The organism is uncultured Deefgea sp. (assembly GCF_947072475.1).
In the GTDB taxonomy this organism is placed as follows: domain Bacteria; phylum Pseudomonadota; class Gammaproteobacteria; order Burkholderiales; family Chitinibacteraceae; genus Deefgea.
The window spans coordinates 1-16,017 of the sequence record NZ_CAMTIA010000062.1 but is presented as its reverse complement, the minus strand read 5'-3'; the positions used below and the strand labels follow the sequence as shown (position 1 = coordinate 16,017).

Here is a 16,017-nt window from a genome sequence, read left to right as displayed (position 1 = left end):
GAACACTGCCCTTTCACGGCGGCGGCCGGGGTTCGATTCCCCGTGGGAACGCCAATAGATAAAAAAGCACTCAGTCATTTGAGTGCTTTTTTTTGCCTAAAATTTAATGCCGACGATTTTTATCATATTCAATGCGCGCATGTGCAAGGCAGTCGTAGAAATCAATCCGCAAGCTGGCACAGAGCTCTAAATAATGCTGTAGTTGTGCAGTCACTTCATCGCTCAGTTGCTCTGCTGGTTTTTGTTGAACACCAGTCGACATATGAGACTTGAGTTGATAGCTGGCCATCTGAATTACTCCTTGCAACACTGTGAATCAAGTATTGCAAGACGCGTGCCATGTTGCAATGCGGAATATACGTATATTTGATTGGCTAATATCGCTTTTGGGCGGGGTATTGGCCGCCATATCGGCAAAATTTGCCAAGAGGCGACGGCAATTGATGTATTTGCTCTGCTTTGGGCGGCAAATATCTGTTTTCATTGATGATTAATCATTTAGCCATTCATCGTTTTAAATGCGAGTGTATAAAAAAAGCCACGAATATCGTGGCTTTTTTGTTGCATAACAGCGATTTATTTTTTGCGCTGTGGCGGCAAATCAGTACAAACGCCTTTTGCCACTTCGGCGGCCATCCCAATCGACTCGCCCATGGTTGGGTGAGGATGAATGGTTTTGCCGATATCGACTGCATCTGCGCCCATTTCGATGCCAAGGCAGATTTCACCAATCATATCGCCAGCGTGTGGGCCAACAATTGCACCACCCAAAATGAGGCCATTTTCTGCATCAAAAATCAGCTTGGTGAAGCCTTCGGTGCGGCCATTGGCAATCGCACGACCCGAAGCGGCCCAAGGGAATACGCCCTTGGTGATCTTGATGCCGTCTTTCTTGGCTTGATCTTCGGTCAGACCCACCCAGGCCACTTCAGGGTCGGTATAAGCGACGCCAGGAATCACGCGTGCGTCGAAGTAGGCTTTATGACCAGCGGCGTTCTCAGCGGCAACGTGCGCTTCGTGAACCGCTTTGTGTGCCAGCATCGGTTGACCGACCAAATCGCCAATCGCGAAGATATTGGCCACATTGGTACGCATCTGTTTATCAACGACGATAAAGCCGCGCTCGTCCACAATCACGCCTGCGTTCTCAGCGCCCACTTTCTTACCGTTCGGCGAGCGACCCGTCGAATACAATACCAAATCGTAGCATTGTGCATCGCTTGGGGCGTTCGGACCTTCAAACGTCACCCAAACACCATCATCTTTTGGCACGATCGAGGTGGTTTTCGAACTGAGCATGATGTTGTCAAAGCGATGTTTATTCCAGTCTTGCCACACTTTCACCAAGTCACGATCCGCGCCTTGCATCAAGCCGTCTGACAATTCAACCACATCTAAACGCGCACCCAGAGTTGAGTAAACCGTACCCATTTCTAGGCCGATAATACCGCCACCAATGATGAGCATCCGTTTCACCACTGATTTCAACTCTAAGGCGCCAGTTGAATCAATAATGCGTGGATCGTTCGGAATAAACGGTAGTTTCACCGCTTGTGAGCCTGCGGCAATCACCGCTTGCGCAAATTTAACCACTTTTTTCTCGCCAGATAATGCTTGGCCAGTACCGGTGGTGACTTGAACTTCCATGTGATTGGCATCCAAGAAGGTGCCAAGACCACGAACGTGTTCAACTTTACGCATTTTAGCCATACCTGCGAGGCCGCCAGTGAGCTTGTTGATCACTTGGTCTTTGTAGCCACGTAGTGCGTCGATATCGATTTCTGGCGCGCCAAATTTAATGCCGTTTTTGGCCATATGCGATACTTCATCGATGACTGCTGCATTGTGCAACAAGGCTTTCGATGGAATACAACCGACGTTTAAGCAGACGCCACCGAGTGTTGAATAACGCTCAACAATCACGGCTTTCATACCTAAGTCAGCAGCACGGAACGCTGCAGAATAGCCGCCAGGACCAGCGCCAACGACTAACATATCGCATTCGATATCGACTTTACCGGTGTATTGCCCTGCAACTGGCGCTACAGTTGGTGCTGGAACTGATACTGCCGGCGTAGGCGCTGCGGCAGATACGGTTGCAGCGGGAGCCGCTACACTAGCCGTGATTTCCAAGATAGCGATGACGTCGCCTTCTGACGCTTTGCTGCCTGCAGTCAAACGCATTTCTTTGATGACGCCTGCGTGCGTTGACGGTACTTCCATTGTTGCTTTGTCGGTTTCGAGTGCGATTAAGCTGTCTTCAACGGCGACGGTATCGCCGACTTTAACAAACACTTCAATCACATCAACACCAGCATGGCCGCCGATATCGGGTACTTTTAATTCAATCGTATTGCTCATTTTAAAATCCTGTGAGTTCTGTAGGGTGGGTTAGCCATCGGCGTAACCCACCATATTGCGCGAGGGTTTGGTGGGTTACGGCAACAGACCGCCTAACCCACCCTACAGGCTGCTTACAGCACCAGTCGACGAACATCCGACAACAATTTACCCAAGAGCACGGTGAAACGACCGGCTTGTGCGCCGTCGATCACGCGGTGATCGAACGACAACGACAGTGGGCACATCAGGCGTGGCATGAATTCTTTGCCATTCCAAATCGGTTTGATTTGCGATTTGCACACGCCCAAGATCGCCACTTCAGGTGCATTCACGATGGGCGTAAAGCTGGTGCCACCGATGCCGCCGAGGCTAGAAATGGTGAATGTCGCGCCTTGCATATCGGCGAGTTTGAGCTTGCCGTCGCGCGCCAAAGCCGACAATTCAGTCAATTCTTTGGTGATTTGCTTGAGACCTTTTTGATCCACGTTTTTAATAACGGGAACCACCAAGCCATTGGGCGTATCAGCAGCAAAACCGATGTTGTAATACTGCTTCAGAATTAAATTATCGCCATCGAGCGATGAATTCATTTCTGGGAAGGCTTTGAGTGCTTCGGCAGCAGCTTTGATGATGAAAGCCAGTGGCGACAATTTAAGGCCACTTTTTTCCCATTCTTTACCGATGGTTTTGCGGAAGTCTTCCAATTCGGTGATATCGCACTCGTCGTTAAACGTCACGTGCGGAATCACTACCCAGTTGCGATGCAAGTTGGCGCCAGAAATCTTTTTGATTTTTGACAATGGCTTGCTTTCGATCGGGCCGAATTTGGCGAAGTCTACTTTTGGCCAAGGCAGCAATTCCAAGCCAATGCCTGAGCCTGCCGCTGGTGCCGCTAGCGACGACGCCACGGCACTGGTCATAACGGATTTAACGAAGCTTTGCACGTCTTCATGCAAGATGCGGCCTTTCGGGCCTTTACCGCTGATTTTGCCTAAATCAACACCGAGTTCACGGGCGAATTTACGCACTGATGGCGAAGCATGCGCTTTGCCAAAAGTCACTTCATTCACTGCAGTGCTGGCTGCTGGCGCAGCAGTCACTACGGCAACAGGGGCTGCAGCGATTGGTGCTGGCGCTGCTGAGGCAGGAGCAGGAGCCGCAACGGCAACGATCGCTGCTGGTGCGCTAGCGCTTGCAGCGACTTCAAGCAATAAAATCACATCGCCTTCCGACGCTTTACTGCCGACTTGGATTTTGATTTCTTTCACTACGCCGGCGTGCGTTGATGGCACTTCCATGGTGGCTTTGTCAGTCTCAAGTGCGATCAGTGATTGTTCTTTTTCGATGACATCACCGACTTTAACAAACACTTCAATCACGTCAACGCCAGCGTGGCCGCCGATATCGGGTACTTTCACTTCAACCACGCCACCGCTAGTCGCTGGTGCAGCAGCAGCTGGCGCAGCAGCCACGGCAGCCACCGGTGCGACTGCAGCAGGCGCAGGCGCCGCTTCGCTGACTTCGAGCAACAATACCACGTCGCCTTCAGAGGCTTTATCGCCGACTTTGATTTTCATTTCTTTAATTACGCCGGCGTGCGTTGACGGTACTTCCATCGTCGCTTTGTCGGTTTCAAGTGCGATTAAAGATTGTTCTTTTTCGATCGTGTCGCCAACTTTGACGAAGACTTCGATCACATCAACACCAGCATGCCCGCCGATGTCTGGAATTTTTACTTCAATTAAATTGCTCATCATCAAATCCTGTGTGGGTGAGAGTTAGGGGCGAGGTATAGGCCTCGCCCTCTGATCGTTCTTGGTTTTCTGGGTTATACCCAGCAAGAACGACTCACTCGATTACACTGTCCAAGGGGCTGGTTTCGCTGGGTTGATGCCATATTTTTCCATGGCTTCAAGTACCTTCTCTTTACCGATCTTGCCTTCGTCAGCCAAAGCTTTAATTGCGGCAACCGCAACGTAGAAGCTGTCGACTTCAAAGAACTTACGCAATTGTTTGCGTGAGTCAGAACGACCAAAACCATCGCAGCCAAGAACCACGTAACGACCTGGCACATATTCGCGAACTTGATCGGCAAAGGCGCGTTTGTAATCGGTTGCAGCGATCACAGGACCTTGGCGGCCAGTCAAGCATTGGGTCACGTATGGCACGGCTTGTTCACCCATTGGGTTGAGCATATTGTGACGCTCAGCCGCCATACCATTGCGGCGCAATTCGTTAAAGCTTGGGCAGGCCCAGATATCAGATTCGATACCGAAATCAGCTTTAAGTAATGCCGCAGCTTGGATCACTTCACGGAAAATCGTGCCTGAACCCATCAATTGCACTTTGAGCTTGGCGTCTTTCGGGCCTTCTTGGAACATATACATGCCCTTCAGAATGCCCGCTTCTGCACCTGCTGGCATGGCCGGCTGGGTGTAGTTTTCGTTCATGACTGATAGGTAGTAATAGATGTTCTCTTGGTCTTGGTACATACGGCGCATACCGTCTTGTACAATCACCGCCAATTCATAGGCAAACGTTGGATCGTACGATACGCAGCTTGGGATGAATTCGGCAAACAAGTGACCGTGGCCGTCTTGATGCTGCAAGCCTTCGCCATTCAATGTCGTGCGACCCGCAGTACCGCCAATCAAGAAACCGCGTGCGCGCAAGTCGCCTGCTGCCCAAGCCAAGTCACCGATACGTTGGAAACCAAACATTGAGTAGTAGATGTAGAACGGAATCATGGTGACGCCGTGGTTGGCGTAAGAAGTTGATGCCGCGATCCAATCGGACATCGCGCCAGCTTCGTTAATCCCTTCTTGCAAGATTTGACCAGTTTTTGACTCTTTGTAGAACATCAATTGGTCAGCATCTTGTGGCTCGTACAATTGGCCTACGTGTGACCAAATACCGAGTTGACGGAATAAACCTTCCATACCAAAGGTACGTGATTCATCCGGAACGATAGGTACAACGCGATTACCGATTTTCTTGTCTTTGGCCAAGGCAGTCAAAATACGCACGAAAGCCATGGTGGTCGACATTTCACGCTCACCAGAAGACTCAAGCAGACCTTTAAATAGATCTAAACCTGGCACTTCGAGTGGCTCGTCTACTGGCTTACGGCTAGGCAAGAAGCCACCTAAAGCAGTGCGACGCTCGTGCATGTATTTCAATTCTGGAGAATCGGCCGGTGGCATGTAGAACGTGCATGATGCCGCTTGTTCGTCAGTCAATGGAATATTGAAGCGATCACGCAGGTTCAATAAATCGTCATTGGCTAATTTCTTCGTGTTGTGAGCTACGTTTTGTGATTCGCCAGCCGTACCTAGACCAAAACCTTTTACGGTTTTAACCAGCAATAGGGTGGGTTGACCTTTGTGTTGTACCGCCGCTTTATAGCCTGCGTACACTTTGTACAGATCATTACCACCGCGAGTCAGACGCCAAATGTCGTCATCGGACATACTCGACACTAGATCGAGCAATTCTGGGTAAGCACCAAAGAAATGCGCGCGAACATAAGCGCCATCTTTTGATTTGTAGGTTTGATATTCGCCGTCAACGACTTCCATCATGCGTTTTTGCAACAAGCCTTTTTTGTCTTGTGCCAACAACGCATCCCAGCCTGTGCCCCAAACGACTTTAATTACATTCCAGCCAGAACCACGGAAGTCGCCTTCGAGTTCTTGGATGATTTTGCCATTACCGCGCACTGGACCGTCCAGACGTTGCAAGTTGCAGTTAATCACAAAAATCAGATTGTCGAGGTGTTCACGACCCGCGAGTGAAATCGCGCCGAGTGATTCTGGCTCATCCATTTCACCATCACCGCAGAAGCACCATACGTGACGATCGCCTTTTTGCGTGAAGCCACGGTCATCGAGGTATTTCATAAAGCGCGCTTGGTAGATCGCCATCAATGGACCCAGACCCATTGATACGGTTGGGAATTGCCAGAAATCAGGCATCAACCATGGGTGTGGGTAAGACGACAAACCGCCACCATCAACTTCTTGACGGAATTTATTCAGTTGATCTTCAGAGATACGGCCTTCAAGGAAAGCACGCGCGTAAACGCCAGGCGCTGAATGACCTTGGATATAAACTAAGTCACCACCGTGGTTTTCGTCAGCAGCGTGCCAGAAGTGATTCCAGCCCACATCATACAAAGTAGCCGCAGAGGCAAACGAAGAAACGTGGCCACCTAAATCACCATCAAAACGATTGGCTTTAACCACCATTGCCGCCGCATTCCAGCGGGTGTACGACAAAATACGCTCTTCAAGATGCGCGTTGCCTGGATGTTTGGCTTGTAAGTGCGCTGGAATGGTATTGATGTAAGCAGTGGTCGCAGTGTACGGAATATTGACACCGTCTTGACGGGCGTGATCGACCAACTGTTCCACTAAGAAATGAGCGCGTTCAGCGCCTTCTGTTTCGATGACGCTTGCTAAAGCATCGCGCCATTCTTTAGTTTCTTGTGGATCATGGTCATTGAGTTGCTCTGCCATTTGTATCTACCTTGTGAGTGGTGGTGTGGTACACATCCGATGATCGGTTCGGATATCGTTCGTAAATAGGCGACGAGTAGTCGCCCTTTTGGTTTAGCGCGGGGTGTTCCGCTTGTAATAATTAATTAAGCCATTGGTTGATGCGTCGTGCGAGTGCGTCAAACCTGGGGTGGTTAAATCGGCTTCGATGGCTTTAGCCAATTGTTTGCCAAGTTCAACCCCCCATTGATCGTAGGAATTGACATTCCATACGGTGCCTTGCACGAATACTTTATGTTCGTACAGGGCAATCAGCGCACCTAAACGACGTGGCGTCAGGCGTTGCATCAAAATGGTATTGGTTGGGCGATTGCCTTTGAAAATCTTGTGCGGCACAAGTTTTTCTTGGGCTTCACCAGTAATGCCGGCCTTGTCGAGCTCGGCGCGTACTTCAGCTTCGTTCTTACCGCGCATAAAGGCTTCAGTTTGGGCAAACACATTGGCCATCAAAATGGTGCTGTGCGGCTCAGGAATATCCGGATGCTCGATGGTCGCAATAAAATCAATCGGTAGTAGCTGGGTACCTTGATGCAGCATTTGATAATATGCGTGCTGGCCGTTAATACCTGCATCACCCCAAACCACAGGGCCGGTGGCGTAATCAACGCGATTGCCATCGAGATCAATCGACTTGCCGTTTGATTCCATATCCAATTGTTGCAAGTAGGCCGGAAAGCGCGACAGGCATTGATTGTAGGGAGAGATCAAATACGTGGTGGCATCAAAAAAGTTGGCATACCAAATGCCGAGCATCCCCATAATGACCGGCAGATTTTGCTCGAGTGGTTTGCTACGGAAGTGCTGATCCATGGTGTACGCACCATGCAGCAAATCTTGGTAGTTATGCTTGCCCAAGTAAATGGCAATGGGCAGGCCAATCGCTGACCACAGGCTGTAACGCCCGCCAACCCAATCCCAAAACTCAAACATATTGTTGATGTCGATACCAAATTCAGCCACCGCTTTGCTATTGGTTGAGACGGCAACAAAGTGTTTAGCAATGTGTTTTTCTTCGAGCGCGCTCGACAAGAACCATTTGCGGGCGGTGCGCGCATTGGTAATGGTTTCTTGGGTGGTAAAGGTTTTTGACGCAACAATAAATAGCGTGGTTTCTGGATCAAGCTGCTTGAGGGTCGAGACGATTTGGTCGCCATCAACGGTGGAAACAAAGTGCATGGTCAAGCGAGCGTGGCCGTATTCTTTGAGTGCTTGGCAGACCATCAGCGGGCCCAAATCAGAGCCACCAATGCCGATGTTCACAATGTCGGTAATCGGTTTACCGGTGTAGCCTTGCCATTCGCCGGAACGAACTTTGTCAGAGAACACGCCGATTTGTTCTTTCACTGCATTCACTTTAGGCATCACGTCTTCGCCGTCGACCATGATCGGCGTGCGGTCTAAATTACGTAATGCGGTGTGCAGTACCGCACGGTTTTCGGTGGTATTGATTTTTTCACCAGAAAACATGCTTTCAATGCGATCGACCAAGCCCGATTGACGTGCTAAGTCCATGAGTAGACTCATGGTTTTTTCGGTAATTCTGTTTTTTGAATAATCAAAAAATAGACCACCCGATTCAAGTGAAAACCTTTCAAAACGATGCGGATCATTATTAAATAAATCGCGCATATGCATCGGTGACACTTCTTTAAAATGCTCGGCGAGTGCCAGCCAAGCAGGAGAAGAGGTTAGGTTAGACATCGGAATCGTTCCTTGTTGATCGCTTGCAGGTATTGTCGTGTGAGGGCGAATTTTTTTAGTGCTCATGTCCACGAACTCGTTTTTCTTTCATATTGCGTTTCATTTTCTCGAGCTGATCGATCAGCTCTGGGCCGCGTTTGAGGGCTACGCCGACGGCCAAAACATCGATGATCACCAAATGCACGATGCGGGTAATCATCGGTGTATATAAATCAGGGTCTTCCATGGTGTCGGCATAAAGACAAATATTGCAGCGCTTGGCCATCGGTGATTTGGAATGGGTAATGCCGATCACATCCGCGCCGGAATCACGCGCAATCTCAACTGAGCGCAGCATATCTAAAGTGCGGCCCGAATTAGACACCGCAATCACCGCATCACCCGGTTTAAGCATCGATGCGCTCATGCCGTGCATATGCGGATCGGTATAAGCCACCGTTGGCACGCCAAGACGGAAAAATTTATTTTGCGCATCAATCGCGACCGCGCCGGACTGACCTTGGCCCCAAACTTCAATCTTTGGCGTATTCGATAAAATTTTGATTGCTTTTTCAAGCACATCGGTATCGAGTTCATTGCGGCAACGCAGTAGATGAGAAATATTATTGTCGAATAATTTTTTGGCCAAATCGTGTGCTGAGTCATCGGCCGAGACCATCGAATGCACATACGGCACGCCAGAAACCAAGCTACGCGTCAGGCGTAATTTGAAGTCTTGCAATCCAGAGCAATTGAGTGAACGACAAAAGCGAATCACCGTCGGCTGAGAAACCGCTGCTAGATCGGCAATCTGGGCAATCGGTGCATTAGCCACTAAATTGGGTTGCGCCAGCACTAAATCAGCCACTTTACGCTCAGATTTAGATAAGGTTTCGAGTACTGCTTTGATTCGTTCGAGCATTATTTAGCGCCCTCAATCAAACGCAATAACGCCAAGCAGCAGGGCTGCTCTGGCGTTGATAGAAAAAAGTTAAAGAAAAAACGATTCACTTAGGTAGTCCAATAAACCTGCACGGGGTGATCACTTTGATCGAGTACACGGCGAATTGGATATTGCTCGGTCAGTGATTTTTGCTCTTGCATGGCGTGTTGCAATAGTTCTTTTTTACTTTCGCCGGTGATGTGGACGTAGAGATTGCGTGCTTTAGCAATCGTCGGCAAAGTGAGGGTGATGCGTAAATGCGGTGCAACCGGCGGGGTAACTGCTGCCACCCAGTCGGTCGAGGCGCAGGCGGCTTCGAGTTCGGCAGCTTGAGGAAACAAAGACGCAGTATGGCCGTCGTCACCCATACCTAGGATGAGTATATCGATAGGGGCTTTGATTTGTTTAAGCTGCGCTTCAATACCTGCTAGGCCGGCGTGTGGCGTTGCGGCATCGTTCACCATCGAAATAAACTGCGCTGCGGCGGCATTGTCTTGCAACAGATTTTCGCGCGTTAGGCGTTCATTGCTATCGGCGTGATCAATCGGTACCCAGCGTTCATCCACCAAGGTAATGATTACTTTTGACCAATCAACCTTACTGGTGCGCAGGGCTTTAAACATGCCCGCCGGGGTACGGCCACCCGATACGGCCAAGCTGGCTGAGCCGCGTTCGTTAATCGCCGCTTGCAGTTGCTGGGCAATGGATTGGGCGAGTTTAAGGTCGAGTTCGTCTTTACTTGTGAACTCATGCCATTGCAACGTCATGCGTGGATCTCCAGATTTATAATTGTGCAATGCAATACGGAGTTTCCCCAATTTTGACATATCTAGTCAAAAATTAGGGAAACTCTTTAAGGTTTGTTGCAGATCAAGATTCTTCGTGCCAGCACAAACCGTCGCGAGATAACAAGGCAGAAGATGCTGCTGGACCCCAAGTGCCGGCCGTATAGGCTTTCGGGCCTTCAGTACTGTTTTCCCAGCTCTCGATAATTGGCTCAACCCAGCGCCATGCAGCACGTTGTTCGTCACGACGCACAAACAGCGATAGATCGCCTTTGATGACATCCATCAACAAACGCTCATATGCTTCTGGGCTACGAGTCGCGAAGGTTTCTTTGAAATCCAAGTCCAAATACACTTCGCGCAAACGTTCACGACCGGGCTCTTTGGCCAATAGGTAAAGTCGAACTGACTCATCCGGTTGTAATTGAATCACCATGCGGTTCGCTTGCATGTTTTTGCCAAAAATCGACGTCGGTGCCGCGCGGAAATTAATCACGATCTCAGCTTGGCGCTCTTGCAAGCGTTTACCCGTACGCAAAAAGAACGGCACGCCAGCCCAACGCCAAGTTTCGATCTCGGCTTTTAAGGCCACAAAGGTTTCCGCTTTCGAACCAGCAGGAACGCCAGGCTCGTCTTGATAGCCAGGAACGGCTTTGCCGCCAACAGCGCCGGCACGATACTGACCGCGAACCACTTTGTTGTGCACGTTTTCAGGTGTGAGCGGTTTGAGTGCACGCAATACTTTGAGTTTTTCGTCACGAACTGCATCAGCATCAATCGACGCTGGCGGCTCCATTGCCACAATCGTTAGTAGTTGCAACAGATGGTTTTGCACCATATCGCGCAGTGCACCGGTTTTGTCATAAAAATCCGCACGGGTTTCGACGCCAACTTGTTCGGTGACGGTGATTTGTACGTCGCGAATCCATTCGCGGCGCCATAGCGGTTCAAGCAAAGTGTTGGCAAAACGCAATGCAATCAAATTCAGAACTGGCTCTTTACCCAAGTAATGGTCAATGCGGTAAATTTGCTGTTCTTGGAAGTATTCGCCGACTTCGTCGTTGATTTTATTCGAAGATTCTAAATCGTGGCCAAGTGGTTTCTCGAGTACGACGCGTGAATTACCTTGGTTAAGACCAACTTCAGCTAAATTTTTTGCAATCGGAGCAAAGAAATCTGGCGCAGTTGAGAGGTAGAATACACGGCTACGATTTGGATAAACATTCAGTGCTTCAGCTAAAATCTCGAAGTCGCTGAGGGTGTGCGCATCGACTTTAAAGTATTCGATGCGTTCTGCAAACAGAGCCCAATCGGCTTCGTTATAGTGGCTACCCAAAAATTCTTTGGCTTTGCTTTGTGCCTTAGCGGTATAGCTCGCCGTGTCTGAAGGACTGCGGCCTAAGCAGATAATTCGGCCCTCTTTTGGAAGGTTGCCGTCTTGGTGTTGGTGGTAAAGTGCCGGCAGTAACTTGCGCAAGGCTAAGTCACCAGTGCCGCCAAAAAATACCATGTCGAAAGCGTCGATCGGGTTCATTGCAGCAAATCCTTCCTAGGTAAGAGGAGTTAATAGGCACCTAAATGATACAGGTTAACAAAGTAAGCTTTGTAATCTTACTACATGCCTAAATGACGGTGCAAACGAATTTAGATTTTAAGTTTTTCCTTATAGGTATTTTTACCATTTTGTGCGTCAAGTCCATGGTACTAAACACCAATGTTGCATTGCAGCGCGAGCGTCAGGCGAACTTTTTGGGTTGCTCTGGCGCGCTGATTGTAGTAAAACTACGCCAAATTTCATAAGCATTTTAGCTGAGTGCTGATCCCTCAGCCTATCCGGAGTTCCGTATGACATTGCATCCTCGTCTGGTCGAAGTAACACAACGTGTTATTGAACGCAGTAAAGCGTCTCGTGGTCGTTATTTAGCACGTATGGAGCTCGCTGCAAGTAAAGAGCCGGTGCGTAAAGGTTTAGCCTGTACCAATCAGGCGCATGCTTGGGCTGCAATGCCAGAGACCGACAAAATCATGTTGCGTGAAATGCGTCAGCCTAATTTGGCGATTGTGTCTTCATACAACGAAATGTTGTCGGCGCATCAGCCATTTGAAGCTTTTCCAGCACTGATTAAACGTGCCGCGCACGAAGTGGGCGCAACGGCGCAGTTTGCTGGCGGCGTGCCAGCCATGTGTGATGGCGTGACGCAAGGTCAAGCTGGAATGGAGCTGTCCTTGTTTAGCCGTGACGTGATCGCGATGTCAACGGCCGTGGCTTTATCGCACAATATGTTTGATGCGACTTTATGTCTTGGTGTGTGCGACAAAATCGTTCCGGGTCTGTTGATCGGCGCATTACAGTTTGGTCATCTACCCACGATTTTTGTACCCGCCGGTCCAATGACTAGCGGTATTTCAAATAAAGAAAAAAACGTCACTCGTCAGCTTTTTGCTGAAGGCAAAGTAGGCCGCGATGCCTTGTTGGCATCCGAAGAGGGCTCTTACCACGGTGCGGGTACTTGTACTTTCTTTGGTACCGCCAACTCCAATCAAATGCTGATGGAAATCATGGGTCTGCATTTGCCAGGCGCAGCGTTTACTAATCCAGGCACGCCATTGCGTGATGCATTGACTGTGGCTGCCGCCAAGCGCGCAGCGCAAATTACGTCACTGGGTAATGAATTTATTCCAGTCGGTAAAGTGGTTGACGAAAAAACCATCATTAACGGCATTATTGGTTTGCTGGCGACCGGCGGCTCTACCAACCACACGATTCACTTGATCGCGATTGCCCGTGCTGCGGGTGTCATGATCGATTGGTCCGATTTTAGTGATTTGTCAGGCATCATTCCGTTGTTGGCCAAGGTCTATCCAAACGGCGCGGCCGATGTGAATCACTTCCACGCCGCTGGTGGCATGGGTTATGTGATTCGTGAATTGCTCGACGCTGGTTTGTTGCACAACGATGTGTGGACTGCCGCTGGCTTTGGTTTGCGCCATTATGCCCAAGAGCCATTCTTGGATAATGGTGTTGTGGTGTGGCGTGATGCGCCAACGGTTGCCGGTGATACCGAGGTGTTGAGCACCGTCGCCAATCCATTCCAAGCCGATGGCGGCACTAAATTGCTGCAAGGTAATTTAGGTCGTGCGGTGATTAAAACTTCGGCAGTAGCCCCTGAATTCCGCGTGGTGCATGCACCAGCGATTGTGTTTGACGATCAAGAAGACGTCATTGCAGCCTTTAAACGCGGCGAGCTTGAGCGTGATTTTATTGCGGTGGTGCGCTTCCAAGGTCCACGTGCTAACGGTATGCCAGAGCTACATAAACTCACGCCACCATTGGGCGTGTTGCAAGATCGTGGTTTCAAAGTGGCACTGGTGACCGATGGCCGGATGTCGGGCGCGTCGGGCAAAGTGCCGGCTGCAATTCACATTACGCCAGAAGTGGTATCGGGTGGTGCTTTAGGTAAAGTGCGCACTGGCGATATGATTTTGCTCAATGCCGAAACCGGCGTGCTGGAAGCACAAGTTGATGCTGCTGAATGGGCTGCACGCGAAGTGGTGACAGCGGATCTAAGTAAAAATCAACACGGCATGGGCCGCGAGTTATTCGCGACTTTCCGTCAAAATGCGACTGGTGCTGAAGAAGGTGCGATTAGCATGGGCTTGGCGCATTAAACCAATGGTACTGGTGTGCGGTGATGGCTGTGCACTGGCGATTGGGTATGTGTAGTTCTGGTTATATCTGACGGTATGTCGATCTAGGTCATGATTTGATTGGTTTGGATCGATATACTCTATGCTTTATTTGAGCTGTGTTTTATTTGATGGCTTATTTTTATAACGTAAAACGGAAGAGTTAAAAATGCAGATTCGTGACATCATGCGCTCGTGCTCGGTTATGCCGGTGCTCGTAATCGAAAACGTGGAACACGCAGTACCTTTGGCACAAGCCTTGGTTGACGGCGGAATCCGTGTCTTAGAAGTGACTTTACGTACCGAAGCTGCATTGGCTGCGGTGAAAGCAATTGTTGACAACGTACCGGGTGCGATTGTTGGCGTGGGTACCGTGGTTCGCCCAGAGCAATTCCAAGCAGCAAAAGACGCTGGTGCCGTATTTGCGGTAACGCCAGGCTTGACGCCTAAATTAGCCGCTGCGGCTCGTGCTTGCGGTATTCAATTATTGCCTGGCGTGATGACGCCATCTGAAGCGATTGCTGCGCTTGAAGAAGGCTTTGATGCCATGAAGTTATTCCCAGCTGAACAAGCGGGTAGCTTAGGTATGCTCAAAGCCATGGGCGGTCCATTGCCACAAATCTTATTCTGCCCAACTGGCGGTGTGAGCTTGGAGTCAGCGCCTAAATTATTGGCCTTGCCCAATGTTGGCTGTGTTGGCGGCTCTTGGTTGGCCCCGAAAGATATGGTTGCCAAAGGCGATTGGGCTGGCATTACTGCGCTAGCGCGTGAAGCTGCTGCTTTGCGTCCTGAGTAACAGTTAATGATTATCGCTAGGCGTTTTGCCTAGCTGTTAATCCTGCTGGCTTTATCTATATAGTGCTGGCTCTGTGTTGATTGCGGTGCGCGCTGTGCGGGTATCGCGGTGAATTTGTATTTTTTGCATGGTCTTTGTCGTGGCGCAATGGCACTCCTATTCTGATTGGTGCATGCTTAGTCGTCCCGATTTATTTGATTTCTTTTCTGGAGATGATTCATGACTATTAAAGTTGGTATCAATGGTTTTGGCCGCATCGGCCGTATGGTGTTTCGCGCAGCTATTTATGACTTTGCCAATGATATTGAAATCGTGGGTATTAACGATTTGCTTGAGCCAGACTACCTAGCTTATATGCTTAAGCACGATTCAGTGCATGGCAAATTCAAAGGTGATGTTGCGGTTGTTGATGGCCAATTGGTGGTGAATGGCAAAACAATTCGCCTGACCGCAGTCAAAGATCCTGCAGAATTGAAATGGGGCGAAATTGGCGCGGATGTTGTGGTTGAAGCAACTGGCCTATTTTTGACTAAAGAAACTTGCGAGAAGCATTTAGTTGCTGGCGCGAAAAAAGTCATCATGTCTGCGCCGAGCAAAGACGATACACCGATGTTTGTTTACGGCGTGAATAACGCAACGTATGCCGGTGAAGCCATTATCTCTAATGCTTCATGCACCACCAATTGCTTGGCACCGATTGCTAAAGTCCTTAACGACAATTTCGGTATCAAACGTGGCTTGATGACCACGGTACATGCAGCGACTGCAACGCAAAAAACCGTTGATGGTCCATCAAACAAAGATTGGCGCGGTGGCCGTGGTATTTTGGAAAACATCATTCCTTCATCAACTGGCGCTGCAAAAGCCGTTGGCGTGGTGATTCCTGAAATCAAAGGCAAATTAACCGGTATGGCATTCCGTGTGCCAACTTCGGATGTGTCGGTCGTTGACTTGACGGTTGAGTTAAACAAAGAAGCCTCATACGAAGAAATCTGCGCGGTAATGAAAGCGGCTTCTGAAGGCGCAATGAAGGGCGTGTTGGGTTACACCACCGATAAAGTGGTATCAACTGACTTCCGTGGCGAAGCATGCACCTCGACGTTTGACGCTGATGCCGGTATTGCTTTGGATAAAACCTTCGTTAAATTGGTTGCTTGGTATGACAACGAATGGGGCTATTCAAGCAAAGTGCTGGAAATGGTTCGCGTTATGGCGACTAAATAAGTC

At 49.5% G+C, this 16,017-nt stretch carries 11 protein-coding genes; 3 read left to right on the top strand and 8 right to left on the bottom strand.

Features of this window, described 5'->3' with window-relative positions; all coding sequences use genetic code 11:
* Positions 1 to 103: 103 nt before the first annotated feature.
* From Q0V82_RS14575 to zwf, 8 genes are all read right to left on the bottom strand, one after another.
* Complete coding sequence (locus Q0V82_RS14575) at positions 104 to 289, bottom strand: hypothetical protein (RefSeq protein ID WP_297576889.1); 186 nt, start codon at positions 287 to 289, stop codon at positions 104 to 106.
* A gap of 287 nt (positions 290 to 576) precedes the next feature.
* Positions 577 to 2,361, bottom strand: coding sequence for a dihydrolipoyl dehydrogenase (gene lpdA, locus Q0V82_RS14570; RefSeq protein ID WP_297576888.1), 1,785 nt, complete (start codon positions 2,359 to 2,361; stop codon positions 577 to 579).
* Positions 2,362 to 2,474: 113 nt separating this feature from the next.
* Complete coding sequence (gene aceF, locus Q0V82_RS14565; protein WP_297576890.1) at positions 2,475 to 4,097, bottom strand: dihydrolipoyllysine-residue acetyltransferase; 1,623 nt, start codon at positions 4,095 to 4,097, stop codon at positions 2,475 to 2,477.
* Positions 4,098 to 4,199: 102 nt separating this feature from the next.
* Positions 4,200 to 6,860 carry a pyruvate dehydrogenase (acetyl-transferring), homodimeric type gene (aceE, locus tag Q0V82_RS14560; RefSeq protein WP_297576887.1) on the bottom strand — a complete coding sequence of 887 codons (2,661 nt, stop codon included), beginning with the start codon at positions 6,858 to 6,860 and terminating at the stop codon, positions 4,200 to 4,202.
* A 93-nt stretch (positions 6,861 to 6,953) separates the two neighbouring features.
* Entirely contained in the window at positions 6,954 to 8,600 is a 1,647-nt protein-coding gene (gene pgi, locus Q0V82_RS14555; RefSeq protein WP_226764109.1) for a glucose-6-phosphate isomerase, read from the bottom strand.
* Between the two features lie 55 nt (positions 8,601 to 8,655).
* Complete coding sequence (hexR, locus tag Q0V82_RS14550) at positions 8,656 to 9,501, bottom strand: transcriptional regulator HexR (protein ID WP_226764110.1); 846 nt, start codon at positions 9,499 to 9,501, stop codon at positions 8,656 to 8,658.
* An 89-nt stretch (positions 9,502 to 9,590) separates the two neighbouring features.
* On the bottom strand, positions 9,591 to 10,289 hold the full coding sequence (gene pgl, locus Q0V82_RS14545; protein WP_297576885.1) for a 6-phosphogluconolactonase: 699 nt from the start codon (positions 10,287 to 10,289) through the stop codon (positions 9,591 to 9,593).
* Positions 10,290 to 10,392: 103 nt separating this feature from the next.
* Complete coding sequence (zwf, locus tag Q0V82_RS14540) at positions 10,393 to 11,841, bottom strand: glucose-6-phosphate dehydrogenase (protein WP_297576884.1); 1,449 nt, start codon at positions 11,839 to 11,841, stop codon at positions 10,393 to 10,395.
* A 311-nt stretch (positions 11,842 to 12,152) separates the two neighbouring features.
* Between zwf and edd the strand changes: the two genes are divergently transcribed.
* The 3 genes from edd (at position 12,153) to gap (ending at position 16,014) form a co-directional block, all read left to right on the top strand.
* Entirely contained in the window at positions 12,153 to 13,976 is a 1,824-nt protein-coding gene (gene edd / locus Q0V82_RS14535; protein ID WP_297576883.1) for a phosphogluconate dehydratase, read from the top strand.
* 187 nt (positions 13,977 to 14,163) lie between these two features.
* Positions 14,164 to 14,790, top strand: coding sequence for a bifunctional 4-hydroxy-2-oxoglutarate aldolase/2-dehydro-3-deoxy-phosphogluconate aldolase (eda, locus tag Q0V82_RS14530; RefSeq protein ID WP_226764114.1), 627 nt, complete (start codon positions 14,164 to 14,166; stop codon positions 14,788 to 14,790).
* Positions 14,791 to 15,009: 219 nt separating this feature from the next.
* Positions 15,010 to 16,014 carry a type I glyceraldehyde-3-phosphate dehydrogenase gene (gap, locus tag Q0V82_RS14525; protein ID WP_297576882.1) on the top strand — a complete coding sequence of 335 codons (1,005 nt, stop codon included), beginning with the start codon at positions 15,010 to 15,012 and terminating at the stop codon, positions 16,012 to 16,014.
* Positions 16,015 to 16,017 lie beyond the last annotated feature (3 nt).

What these genes read in the sequence shown, in the direction of transcription:
- Q0V82_RS14575 (WP_297576889.1), bottom strand. Translation starts at nt 289, where the DNA reads ATGGCCAGCTATCAACTCAAGTCTCATATGTCGACTGGTGTTCAACAA.
- lpdA (WP_297576888.1), bottom strand. Translation starts at nt 2,361, where the DNA reads ATGAGCAATACGATTGAATTAAAAGTACCCGATATCGGCGGCCATGCT.
- aceF (WP_297576890.1), bottom strand. Translation starts at nt 4,097, where the DNA reads ATGAGCAATTTAATTGAAGTAAAAATTCCAGACATCGGCGGGCATGCT.
- aceE (WP_297576887.1), bottom strand. Translation starts at nt 6,860, where the DNA reads ATGGCAGAGCAACTCAATGACCATGATCCACAAGAAACTAAAGAATGG.
- pgi (WP_226764109.1), bottom strand. Translation starts at nt 8,600, where the DNA reads ATGTCTAACCTAACCTCTTCTCCTGCTTGGCTGGCACTCGCCGAGCAT.
- hexR (WP_226764110.1), bottom strand. Translation starts at nt 9,501, where the DNA reads ATGCTCGAACGAATCAAAGCAGTACTCGAAACCTTATCTAAATCTGAG.
- pgl (WP_297576885.1), bottom strand. Translation starts at nt 10,289, where the DNA reads ATGACGTTGCAATGGCATGAGTTCACAAGTAAAGACGAACTCGACCTT.
- zwf (WP_297576884.1), bottom strand. Translation starts at nt 11,841, where the DNA reads ATGAACCCGATCGACGCTTTCGACATGGTATTTTTTGGCGGCACTGGT.
- edd (WP_297576883.1), top strand. Translation starts at nt 12,153, where the DNA reads ATGACATTGCATCCTCGTCTGGTCGAAGTAACACAACGTGTTATTGAA.
- eda (WP_226764114.1), top strand. Translation starts at nt 14,164, where the DNA reads ATGCAGATTCGTGACATCATGCGCTCGTGCTCGGTTATGCCGGTGCTC.
- gap (WP_297576882.1), top strand. Translation starts at nt 15,010, where the DNA reads ATGACTATTAAAGTTGGTATCAATGGTTTTGGCCGCATCGGCCGTATG.